The sequence below is a fragment of the Nostoc sp. UHCC 0302 genome (genome assembly GCF_038096175.1).
Classification (GTDB): Bacteria; Cyanobacteriota; Cyanobacteriia; order Cyanobacteriales; family Nostocaceae; genus UHCC-0302.
On sequence record NZ_CP151099.1, the window covers coordinates 3,448,583 to 3,460,887 of the forward strand.

General features: G+C 39.6%; 6 protein-coding genes. 1 reads left to right on the forward strand and 5 read right to left on the reverse strand.

Going from position 1 to position 12,305, the window contains the following annotated elements; genetic code table 11:
• Window positions 1-14: 14 nt before the first annotated feature.
• The 5 genes from ectB to WKK05_RS14955 all read right to left on the reverse strand — a co-directional run bounded on the left by ectB (window position 15) and on the right by WKK05_RS14955 (window position 11,249).
• A complete protein-coding gene (gene ectB, locus WKK05_RS14935) occupies window positions 15-1,268 on the reverse strand; it encodes a diaminobutyrate--2-oxoglutarate transaminase (protein WP_341530414.1) in 1,254 nt (417 codons plus the stop codon).
• Between the two features lie 39 nt (window positions 1,269-1,307).
• Window positions 1,308-2,189, reverse strand: a complete 882-nt coding sequence (locus tag WKK05_RS14940; RefSeq protein WP_341530415.1) for a cupin-like domain-containing protein — start codon at window positions 2,187-2,189, stop codon at window positions 1,308-1,310.
• Window positions 2,190-2,290: 101 nt separating this feature from the next.
• The gene (locus WKK05_RS14945) at window positions 2,291-3,703 is read right to left on the reverse strand and encodes a condensation domain-containing protein (RefSeq protein WP_341530416.1); all 1,413 of its coding nucleotides are present in this window, start codon (window positions 3,701-3,703) and stop codon (window positions 2,291-2,293) included.
• Window positions 3,700-8,547 carry an amino acid adenylation domain-containing protein gene (locus WKK05_RS14950; RefSeq protein WP_341530417.1) on the reverse strand — a complete coding sequence of 1,616 codons (4,848 nt, stop codon included), beginning with the start codon at window positions 8,545-8,547 and terminating at the stop codon, window positions 3,700-3,702. The genes WKK05_RS14945 and WKK05_RS14950 overlap by 4 nt, the downstream gene beginning before the upstream one ends.
• Complete coding sequence (locus tag WKK05_RS14955) at window positions 8,544-11,249, reverse strand: amino acid adenylation domain-containing protein (protein ID WP_341531092.1); 2,706 nt, start codon at window positions 11,247-11,249, stop codon at window positions 8,544-8,546. Before WKK05_RS14955 ends, WKK05_RS14950 begins: the two co-directional genes overlap by 4 nt.
• A gap of 66 nt (window positions 11,250-11,315) precedes the next feature.
• Between WKK05_RS14955 and WKK05_RS14960 the strand changes: the two genes are divergently transcribed.
• Entirely contained in the window at window positions 11,316-12,209 is an 894-nt protein-coding gene (locus tag WKK05_RS14960) for a transposase family protein (protein WP_341525207.1), read from the forward strand.
• Window positions 12,210-12,305 lie beyond the last annotated feature (96 nt).

Below are 12,305 nucleotides of genomic sequence, written 5' to 3' on the forward strand. Positions count from 1 at the left end.
CTTAAACTGTAAATTTAAGCTAGACATTCATCAAAGGCTTGTTTAATAATAAAACACCCTTGCTCCAACGTAGGAATTTCAATTGTTAAAGGAGGTAAGATTTTGATGACAGTATTGTTCCTGCCAGCTTTTTCAATTATTAATCCTAATTCAAAACAACGGGAATTAATTTTCTTCGCTACACTAGCATCACCACAATTGGCAATATCAATACCCCAAATTAAACCTAATCCTCGGATTTTTATTTTTTCATTAATTGAGGCGATTTTCTCCGTTAAAAATTTCTGTAAGAAAGATTCTTTGATTTTAACTTCTTGTTCAAGATTTGCAATTTCTCGATATTCGAGAGCAGCAGTACCACCGACAAATGCTAATTGATTACCTCTAAAAGTTCCATTATGTTCGCCAGGTTCCCAAATATCTAACTCTGGTTTAAACAATAATAACGACATAGGAAAACCGTAACCACCGATAGACTTTGAAAGTACTACCATGTCAGGAATAATATTTGCTCTTTCAAAAGAAAAGAATGGCCCAGTTCTACCACAGCCTACTTGAATATCATCACAAATTAACAAAATATCATAGCGATCGCATAAATTTCTCAGTCTTTGCATCCACTCTATTGGTGCTACAATCACTCCACCTTCTGCTTGCACCGTTTCAAATATTATAGCTGCTGGTTTTTCAATTCCCGAATTAACATCATTGAGGACTGATTCTATAAAATCTATTGTGTCAAAATTTTCCATAAATCCATAGGGAAATGGCATAAATGTAACATTATTTGATGTACCAAATGCCCCAGCTTTAATGTCACGATTTCCACTAATGGATAAGCTACCTAATGTCATGCCATGATAGGCTCCCATGAATGAAAATATGCCTGGTCTTTTTTTAACTTTTCTTGCTAGTTTTAATGCAGCTTCAACAGCATTCGTACCTGTAGGCCCACAAAACTGAAGTCGGTAGTCTAAGTTTTTGGGAGTTAATACTGTTTCGGAAAACTTAGATATAAATTGTTCTTTTGCAGATGTATGAAAGTCTAAACCATGTGCGATCGCATCCGCATCTAAATATGATATAACCTTTTGTTTGATGTAATCATTATTGTGTCCATAATTTAAAGCACCTGCACCTGCCAAAAAATCAATGTAAGCCTCTCCTGATTCTGAATAGATAAAAGAACCTTTAGCTCGATGAAATAAGATTGGAAAGCTTCGACAATAACTTCTAACATTAGATTCTCGTGTTTCAAAGATATTCATTGAATTTTTCCTATCTGTAATTAAATGAAATTATTGGGTTCAAGAAACGTAATTCAAATAAGATTTATAAAACCTAAACACTAGTTGCGGTGGCACTTTAAATATTAAACCCAGTACCAACAAAAAGTTGTAATAGACATTCTTTGCTGGCATACCTTTTAAACCAGCAGCTAAACCTTGCAATACACTATGCTGTGTGTGCCAATCAATATTAAAAGAAATTGATGTATCAAAGCTTCTTACATGATGCAAAGTACCAGGAGGCATATATAAAATATCTCCAGGATTCACCATGACTTTAATAGGAGTTGCATTTTTATATAGCGGATGTTGCTTTAAATCTGGATGCTCTGGATCAACTTTAAACCAACGCCAGTCATATCGATAACAGTATTTAGAATCTTCACGTAAGAAGAGAGTAAATTGTTTAGATCCAACAATTTGAAAAAACAGATTATTGGTTAGCAGACAATCAAAATGTAGAGGAGTTAGGCTGTTAGATGCGCCAATAAAAAATTGGCAGTAGCGCCACCATTGATAAGTATACCATTCTGGCAAGTAATCTAAAGCAAATGGGTGAACATCTTTAACAAGTGCCGGAATTAAACTAAACAATGGCAGATCATGGCAATAAGGAGGTTGATTTTGATTTCTGCCCTGCTCGTATTTCTCTAAAATATCTGCATATTCCTGAAAAGTAAAATTTTCTATTTCAATTTTACCCTTATGAAAGTGTTTAGCATATATTTTTAAGCCAGGAGCAATCGATTGAAAATATGGCAATGACCATTTAGTAAAGGCATCCCAATTTTGAATCACTCCAGAAATAATCACTGGTTTAGATTTATTCACATACTCTGATAAAAACTCCTCGCCTGAAAGTTTAAAACGTCGGTCAATAGTTGAAGGAATAGTCAGCATAACTTTTTTCTACTTTATTAAAGTTATTACCCAAATGCTGATTGTAGTTGCTTTATCTATAGCTCTTTATCTCTATGCTTCTGTTTGAGATAAACAAAGGCTTAATTACACACAGCTAAATCGAAATTAAATGTTGCTTCTTTTTCCAACATTAAGCTGATATGTCGTGCTTGCTCAGTCAGTAACGACAAATCTTTAAGGCGCACTTCGGGATTTGTTGCTATGTTTTCGAGTAATATCTCGAAATGCCTTAGTATGCCGTTAATTGTTGCACTATCGAAACTGCGAAAGTCGTAGCTAATTCCTATACGTAATTGTGAGCCAGGATAACCAACTAAGTTAAGAGAATAGTTTGTTTTGTAAAGATTAAGACTGAGTTCTATGCTCTGTTCTTGCTCTTGTGATTCTTGAATAATATCATCTACTGGTTGATTTTCAAAGACAAAAATACTATCAAACAAAGGCGCTCCTGGAAGTAATTCACTCCAGCGTTGAATATCTACGAGCGACGTGTATTCATACTGACGAATTTCAACTAATTGCTCTTGAAATTGTTGAAGCCAAGGTAGTAAATACTGCTCTCCATCTACTTTAACTCTAACGGGTAAAGTGTTAATTAACATCCCCACCATTGACTCTGAGCCTTTTAAATCCACTGGACGGCCAGAAACCGTACAACCATAAACTACTTCGGTAGTACAGGTGTAGCGACTGAGCAGCAAAACCCAAGCAGCTTGAGCGATGACATTAATCGTTAGGTGATGCTGTCTTGCTAGGGACTGCAATTTGGTTGTGGTTGCTTTTGATAGTTTTATTTGTGGCTCATCGTATCTTTCTTCTGGGTTATATAAGTTATCAACATAGAGATTGGTGAGGGGAGTGGGTGCTTTTAACCCTTTAAGCATCCCGCGCCAAAAATCCTCAGCTTTTGATGAATCTTGTCGTCGTAACCAAGCAATGTAGTCTCTAAAAATGCTCCCTTGTCCTAAGTTGATATTTTGACCTTGACTATAGGCTGTGTATAATTCGATAACTTCTTTAATTACTAACGGTGATGACCAGCCATCCACAATAATCATGTGTGAACTCCAAACAAATTGGTAAGTATGGTCATCAAAGTGAATTAAAGTTACACGCATCAAAGGAGCTTGGGATAAATCAAAGCCTTGTTCGCGATCGCTCTTTAAAAAATCATTTAAACGCTTTTGCTGTTCTGTTGGTTCTATTCCTCGCCAATCATACTGCTCTATGGGTAATTTGACGTGGCGATACACAACTTGTAGAGGTTTGTCTATATCTTCCCAATAGAAGCCAGTACGTAACATGGTATGTCGAGCCACGACTTCCTGCCAAGCACGCTCAAAAGCAGCCAAATTTAAACTATCACGTACATTTAAAGTAAAACCCAATTGAGAAAAATAGAGTGTCACTTCAGAACCATAGATACAATGGAAAAGAATACCGTGCTGTAGCGGTGACAGTTCGTAGATATCTTCAATGTTTTCTGTATTCATATAACTTTTGACTTGCCTTTGCGATTAATTTTTGCCAAAAACTGATCCAGCCCTTTTTGGCTTAAATCTAGTTCTGGAAAATCAGAAGGTGTGTAATTTTTTCCTTGAGAAGACTGGCAATGAGTGATGATTGCTTTTAAGGCTTTGACAAACTCTTGAGCCAGATTTTCGATAGTGGAATGCCGATGTATATTTTTGCTAAATGCCCAGTCAAATTGCAGTTTATTATTAACTACTAAACCGTTGATTTCTAGCAAGGTGCTTCTTTTATTGCGTGGACTGCTCATTAATCCACTAGAGTTTTGGACAAATCTAAATAGCGATGAAGTGGAAAATGTTTGGTCAAATTGACCTAAATAGTTGAAGACAACTTCCGGTTCTGAGAAATTTTGTAGTACATCATCCTGGCTCAAATAACGAAGAATACCATAACCAATCCCACGATTAGGAATAGCTCGTAGTTGCTCTTTAATTGTCTTCAATGCTTCCCCAGAATGAGCAGATTTTCCTAAATCTAAAAGTATAGGGAACATAGATGTAAACCAGCCGACGGTACGAGACAAATCTAAATCGTCAAAAATTTCTTCTCGACCATGACTTTCCAGTAATACTAATAAAGAACGTGTACCTGTCCATTGAGAAAAAGCTTGTACCAGTGCTGTGAGTAACACATCATTTATCTGGGTGTTATAAGCTTGCGGTACTTCTTGGAGTAAGGCTTGGGTTTGTTCTACACTGAGAGCGATCGCAACGTTACGCTCAGAAGCAACTATGTTGTCACCATCAGGAAAATCTACTGGCAGAGGGGTTATTTGCTTTTGGCACTGGGTTAACCAGTAATTTTTTTCTTTTTGCAGGTTAACAGATTTTGCGTACTCATGCAGATGTTCTGACCAGTATTTGAAAGAAGTTGTTTTGGCTGGTAACTGTACCTTTTTCCCTTGATTTAGCTGTTGATAGGCTGTTTGCAAATCTTCTAGTAAAACTCGCCAAGAGACAGTATCTACAGCTAAATGATGAATGATTAGTAGCAAGCGGCGCGGTTGCTGCACTCCAAAGTCGTAAACAGCAAATCGCACTACTGGCCCAGTTGACAGGTTAAGACTGGTTTGTAATTCTGTGCTACTGTCTTGAAAAGCTTGTTCTTGTTCTGTCTTGGCAAATTCTGAAAAATCGAAACGTGTTAACGCCACTGTCGGATCACAACCGGCTAGTACCTGCTGCCAGCCAAACTCTGTTTCCTCAAACCGCGATTCTCCCTTCGCGTAGCGTCTCGTAGAGAAGGGGAGACGTGCAAAGCACGAACGCAAAGCATCGTGATGTAATAGTAACTGCTGTAATGCTTGCTCTAATAAGTCTAAGTCAAGAGCTTGTGGCATTTCCAGCACAAACGTCTGGTTCCAGTAGTGTGGATCAAGTAGATGCTGCTCAAAAAACCAATGCTGAATAGGTGTTAAGGATACTGTACCTGTAACAAGTCCTTGTTCAGCTTGGATTGCTTGCTTCGGAACTGCTACAGTTGCCAATTCAGCAATGTTTTGATGCTGAAATAATTGTTTTGTTGTCAGCTTCAAATTAGCTTGGTTAGCTTTGGCAATGATTTGAATAGCAATAATTGAATCCCCGCCTGACTCAAAGAAATTATCTCGGATGCCAACGGATTGGATGCCTAAAACCTCTGACCAAATTTGTGCCAGTTGCAATTCTGTACTGTTGCGAGGCGGTACAAAGTTAGTTTCTTGCGTGAGGCTAGATGTATCTGGCGCAGGTAAAGCACGGCGATTAACTTTGCCGTTAGGGGTGAGAGGTAATGTTTCCAGGTTCATAAAGATTCCTGGAACCATAAAATCAGGTAGTTTCTCTTTTAGAAAGCGACGGAGTTCATTTGCAGTGACTTGTTCCTGTTTAGGTACAACATAAGCCACTAGGCGCTTATTACCTGGTTGGTCTTCGCGGACAATTACTGCTGTCTGCTGCACTTGGGGATGTTGACTGAGTACTGCCTCAACTTCTCCGATTTCGATGCGGAAGCCACGAATTTTTACCTGATCGTCAATCCGTCCGAGAAATTCAATGTTGCCATCGGTTAAATAGCGGACTAAATCTCCGGTTTTGTACAGGCGACTTTCTGGTTCATTGCTAAAGGGGTTAGGGATGAATTTTTGCTCGCTCAAGTCGAGGCGGTTAAGATATCCTCTTGCAAGACCGACACCTGCGATGTAGAGTTCACCAGTAACGCCAAGGGGAACTAGTTGCAGATGCTGATCAAGGATATAAATTTGTGTGTTAGCAAATGGTCGTCCAATTGGGACTAGTCCATTTACAGCTAAATTAACTAAAGTACTTTCAAAATACGTAGAGTCAATTGTGGCTTCACTTACCCCATAGGAATTAATCAAGCGAGTTTCAGAACCGCAAAAACGCTTAATTTCCTCAAATTCCTTAATATATAGGGTATCAGAACCTACTACTAGCAACCGCATGAAGTGCAGGTTTTGCTGGGTTCTGTCTAGATACTGAATTAAGTTTCTGAGAACGGCTGGAGAAAACTCTGCGCTATCAACCTTCTCTTGCTGCATCAATTCATACAAATCTTCCGGCTCCAAAAGCCACTCTCGTGGACACAGCACTAACTTACTACCAGAACAAAGAGCGCGAATTAAATCCCCAGAAAAGACATCAAAAGAGAAACTTGCCATTTGGAGATGACTGGTCAGGAAACTTAGCTGATATGCATTTTCCCAAGCATGAGATGCATTTACCAAGCTACGATGAGCAATCATCACTCCTTTAGATTTACCTGTGGAACCTGATGTATAAATTACATAGGCTAAATTTTGCGCTGTAACATTATTAACTAGATTTGCCTGACTCTTGTGAGAAATTTCTTCCCAGTCTTTGTCTAAACAAACTACACGTGCATTATGTATTGGAAGAGCATCTATCAGTCTGTATTGGGTTAACAACACTGATACCTGTGTATCCGAGAGCATAAAGGTTAAACGCTCTTTGGGATATGCTGGGTCTAATGGTACGTAAGCTCCACCTGCTTTGAGAATTCCCAATAGTCCCACAACCATTTCTAGGGAGCGTTCCACATAAACCCCTACGAGTACTTCTTTTCCTACTCCTAATGTTTGTAGATAGTGTGCTAGTTGATTAGCTCGATGGTTTAATTCCTGGTATGTCAGATGCTTGTCGTCAAAAACTACTGCCACAGCATCAGGTGTTTTCTCTACCTGAGCCTCAAATAGTTGATGAATACATTTATCTTGGGGATACTCAGACTGAGTATTATTCCACTCTACTAATAACTGATGCTGCTCAGTTGCAGTTAGTAGGGTTAATTCCGAGATAGGCTGCTCTTGATTAGTCACAATTCCCCAGAGCAAAGTCTGGAAATGTCCAGCCATTCGGGTAATCGTGCCAGTATCAAACAAGTCTGTGTTGTACTCAAACTTCGCTAACAACCCCTGCTCAGTTTCTCGCATCGCCAAACTGAGATCAAAATTAGCCGACGCTAATGGTATTTCCAAGAAGCTGAGGGTGAGTCCTGAAAGCTGCACTTCTTGTTTGGGTGCATTTTCCAAGACAAACATCACCTGAAATAATGGTGTATGGGATAAATCCCGCTTTGGCTGTAATTTTGCTACCAACTGATCGAAGGGTAAGTCTTGGTGATTGTATGCTTCCCAAGCGACATCCCGCACTCGCTGCAACAACTCTCGAAAAGACGGATTGCCCGACAAGTCAGTACGCATAACGAGGGTGTTAAGAAAATAACCAATTAGTGATTCTAATTCGCGGCTGTGGCGATTAGCAATGGTTGTACCGACGCAGATATCAGCCTGGTTAGTATATCGATATAGGAGTGTGTTAAATGTCGTCAACAGGGTCATAAATAGAGTTACCCCTGACTGCTGACTCAGTTGTTTTAGCTTGGCAGTTAAGTCTTTATTTAGTTCTAGGGTGATGACAGATCCCTGGAAACTTTGCACCGCTAATCGCGGGCCATCGCTTGGTAATTGTAATACAGGTGGTATATCGTTGAGTTTCTGTTCCCAGTAGCGTAGTTGTTCTGGCAATGACTCCTGCAACTTGTGATGCTGCCAATAAGCAAAGTCAGCATACTGGATGGGTAACTCTGGTAAAGGTGACGGCTTACCTAGAGAAAAGGCCTCATAGATTGCTGCTAGTTCTTGGATGATGATTGTACTTGACCAAGCATCAGCGATCGCATGATGGATGACAAACAGCAACACATATTCTTTAGGAGCAAGTTTAACTAGGGTGACTCGCAGTAATGGCCCCTCTGCCAAATTAAAGGGACACTGGGATTGAGCCACAGCAAACTGCTGTAGTTCTGGCCATTGCAGGGTTTCTACTGCCAGTGTAAAATTGGGTTCAGGAGCAATCGCTTGGAAAGCTTGCCCATTTATGGTTTTGAATGTAGTGCGGAGAATTTCGTGCCGCCGGATTATTTCTGTAAGTGCTTGCTCAAGAATGGTTACTTTTAATACACCTTGCAACTTAATCGCAAATATTTGATTATAAGCAGTACTGCCACCTTCTAATTCGTCTATAAACCAGAGTCCTTGTTGACCAAAAGACAAAGGTAAGTTTTGATTCCGTGGAACTGGTTTGATTGTTTCCAAACTGGAACTAGTAGCAGAGTTAACTTGCTTAAGAAACTGGATAATTTCTGCTTTGCGTGCAGCTATCTCTGTTTGTAAATCTGGTGTTAGTGCTTCTTTAGGAGCGTTACAGCGCAGGCGTTGTTCGTCTAACCACAGCCTGATATCTAAATTACTAAGCTCAGATAAAAACTCTTGAATTGGTTTCATAGCTCAATCTCCACTCGATTATCTAATGCCTCATTAATCGGAGCTTGGAGTTTTTGAGTTGTTTGCTGAATCTCTTCAATAGACTTCGCCAAGCTAGTTAGAGTTGGTGCTTGAATTAAATTCTGCACGGGTAAATTAACTTGAAATTTCTCACGCATTCGAGAGATAACTTGCGTCGCTTGTAGAGAATCTCCCCCTAATTCAAAGAAGTTATCGTCAATCCCCACTTTTTCAACTCGCAAAACCTCTTGCCAAATACTGGCAATGACTTGCTCAGCTTCAGTTTGCGGCATGACATAGCTTGTTTTGAATTGCGTCCGCAGATTTTGTAACTGAGGTAACGCTTGGCGATTTACTTTACCATTCGCTGTCAGGGGCAGAGTATTTAGGAGAATAAATTCGCTAGGAACCATGTACTCTGGTAATTTTTTCTCTAAAAAGCTTCTGAATTCCTGCTTTTTAAACTTCTGCACAAATGCAGACCCCCGCGCCATAAAAGTATAAACTCCCAAAAAGTCAGCAATAGAGCCTGGCTTACTAAAAACTGTACAATCTGTAAATCCTTGCGCTAACAAAACTTCTTGCCACTGCTTTGGCGAGAGAAGAGGATTAGACCGCAGTGAGGTATCTTCAAAGCGATCAAAACCTTGCTGCAACCCCATAAATAGCTCCCAAAATGGATGCAGTTTCGTTGGTTCCACAAACAGCAGTAAACCATTAGGGGCTAAAAGCGATCGCACATTCTCTAGAGATTCTTGAATATTGCGAGTAGCATGAATCACACCACCAGCGATAATTACATCAAAACTGTGGAGTTCATAGCCTTGCTCTTGGGGTGACTGTTCTAGGTTGAATAAACCAGTTTCTAGGAAAGAATAGTTACCAAAATCTTGTTGTCCTAACTGCAAAAAATACTGTGAAATGTCGGTATAAACATAGGTGGTTTTTTCAGGAGGTAATACCGAAAGTATTTCCCTAGTGACAGCACCAGTTCCAGCCCCAATTTCTAGAATTCGCAGGTTAGTTGCTGACTTCCAAGATTGGGCAAGGTTACGCAAAATTTCCCGAATCACTAAACTACCAATTTGAAATTCCTTGCGATAGAGCGCAGGAATTTCTTCTGTAGCAATAATCTCAGCCGAGTGAATGTTTTCTGTGAGAATTGCTGCTAGATTTTTTGCCGAATTGACCAACAGTGCCACTGTATTTTGGTTGTAGTCAAGGATTGGCGCTGCTTCTGATAAAATCTTGGTTAACAATTCTGTCGGAAAGCTAGTAGGCAGAAGTCGAGTATTAGCAAACTTGTCACCACGTATTTGCAACCATCCCAGGTCTACTAAGAAAGATAGGGCGCGACTCAGCCATTTTCGATAGCGGGGTTTAATCTGGCCTCGCTGCATCAATTCATCGAGGGAATACGCCTCATCTAGTTGGGTATAAACTCCAAACTTCTGTAAGGCAATACTAACAGCGTAGGTGTAGAGTGGGTCTAGATATTGTTGCCAGAAGGCAGCAAAGGCTTCCGGTTTGACAGCATCCAAGTTTTGTTGAGCGATGTTCGCTCCTTGTTCAACCAAATTCTGCCATAGCTGTTGTGTGTCGTCGGCAGTGTCTGCCATTTCTGTTTCAAATAGCGTCTCTGCTTGCTGTTTTTCTGGCACTATGCAAGCAATGATTTGTTGATGAGATTGTTCCGCTGCTGGAACCGTAACAGCGATCGCATCTTTCACGCCTGGATGCTGTTTCAAAACTGCTTCAATTTCACCTAATTCAATGCGATAACCCCTGATTTTGACCTGGAAATCTGCCCGTCCTAAAAATTCAATGTTGCCATTAGGTAAATAACGACCGAGGTCACCTGTGCAGTAAATGCGTTCTTGCGTCCGAGGATGGGTAATGAAATTGGCAGCTGTTTTTTCTGCATCACGCCAATAGCCTTGAGCAACCTGCACGCCAGCACAGTACATTTGGCCAGGAACCCAAACGGGACAATCTTCTAAGGCTTCGTTCAAAATATAGTATTTAGCATTTGCCATCGGTTTACCATAAGGAATACTCTTCCAATTTGGGTTAACCTCTGTAATTAAATAACCAATATTCCAAATGGTTGTTTCTGTAGGGCCGCCAATACTCAATATTTGTACTTTTGGTACTAAAGCTTTGAGGCGATTCGGTAGAGAAACTGGCAACCAATCACCACCCATAATAACCAAACGCAAGCTTGCAGGTATGATTACAGATTGACTCTCAACATATTCCACCAACATCTGCATCATTGCGGGTACAGAATTCCACAGAGTCACTTTTTCCTGCACCATCAACTCTGCCCAGTGCGTCGGGTCTTTTACACCACAAGCATCGGGTATAACAATTGCCCCACCTGCACATAACAAACCAAAGATGTCATATACAGACAGGTCATGGTTTAAAGCCGTCACAGCCAAAATTCTATCTTGGCTACCAATATTGAAGCGTTGATTTGTGTGAACAACGACGTTAACGACGTTGCGATGGGTAATCATCACGCCTTTGGGTAAGCCGGTGGAACCAGAGGTGTAAATGACGTAGGCTAAATCATCAGGTGTTTGGGCTGGTTGTAGTGGCTGGTTAGTTTCGTTTGCTAGTTCTTCTGTATCTATGCACAGACGTTGAATTTCTGATTCTGATGGCCACTCTAATTTCTCATTAAACTTGTCCGAAATATTAACTTAGGAAAAGAAAAATGGTAAAACGTTAGATTGGGCGTTTACCATTTTCCACAATTAGTTATGATTTTAGATTATATACAAAAGTATCCACTACGAACAAAACAGATTTTAGGGATTAGTTACGAACAATTGCAATCACTGCTAAATTGCGCCTTAAAACGAAATCGATACATCAAAGCTAAACAAGAGAGTCATAAAATTAGAATTAATGCGGCTGGTGGTGGTCGTCCCGAAAAGTTATCAACCGAAGAACAAGTATGTTTATGTCTATTTTATCTAAGACAGATGCCAACATTCCAAGTATTAGGAATGCTATTTGGTGTTTCCAAAACCGAAGCTAATGATACATTTCACGACTGGATACCAATTCTTCGTGATATATTACCTGCTAGTTTATTAGAACAAGTATCAAATAATGAAAGTGATTTACTATTTGTTCAAGAAGTATTAACAAATTTTAGGCTATTAGTCGATAGCTTAGAACAGCCAATATATAGGGATTCTGACCAAAAAGAGCAACAGAAATATTTTTCTGGAAAGAAGAGACAACATACATTAAAAAGTCTGATAATTGGCATACCAGAAGGCAAAGATATTGTAGAGGTAGAAGTAGGTGTTCCTGGGCCAACAGCAGATATAAAATTGTTTCGTCAATCTCAAAATAAATTTGATAAATCTCAACCCTTTTCAGGTGATAAAGGCTTTCAAGGAGGTGAGAATATCACTACTCCTCATAAAAAGAAACCAAAACGAGAATTAACTCAACAGCAAAAAGATGAAAATAAGGCTTTATCTAGTAATCGGATATTCATTGAACATTTGATTCGATTACTTAAAATATTCCGCATAGCCTCACAAAGATTTCGCTTAAAGCTTGAGACGTATGAGCAGATTATTTTAACAGTTTGCGGATTAGTTAGGTTAAGAATTGGTAGCTTAGTTCTGCCAACTTAGCTAGTAGCAAAAATCATAAATTTTTAGAAATTAGGAGTTAATTTTTATGCCTCTAAATTATCACTAACTATCTCAAAGCCTTATAATTACGTATTT

What these genes read in the sequence shown, in the direction of transcription:
- ectB (WP_341530414.1), bottom strand. Translation starts at nt 1,268, where the DNA reads ATGAATATCTTTGAAACACGAGAATCTAATGTTAGAAGTTATTGTCGA.
- WKK05_RS14940 (WP_341530415.1), bottom strand. Translation starts at nt 2,189, where the DNA reads ATGCTGACTATTCCTTCAACTATTGACCGACGTTTTAAACTTTCAGGC.
- WKK05_RS14950 (WP_341530417.1), bottom strand. Translation starts at nt 8,547, where the DNA reads ATGAAACCAATTCAAGAGTTTTTATCTGAGCTTAGTAATTTAGATATC.
- WKK05_RS14945 (WP_341530416.1), bottom strand. Translation starts at nt 3,703, where the DNA reads ATGAATACAGAAAACATTGAAGATATCTACGAACTGTCACCGCTACAG.
- WKK05_RS14960 (WP_341525207.1), top strand. Translation starts at nt 11,316, where the DNA reads ATGATTTTAGATTATATACAAAAGTATCCACTACGAACAAAACAGATT.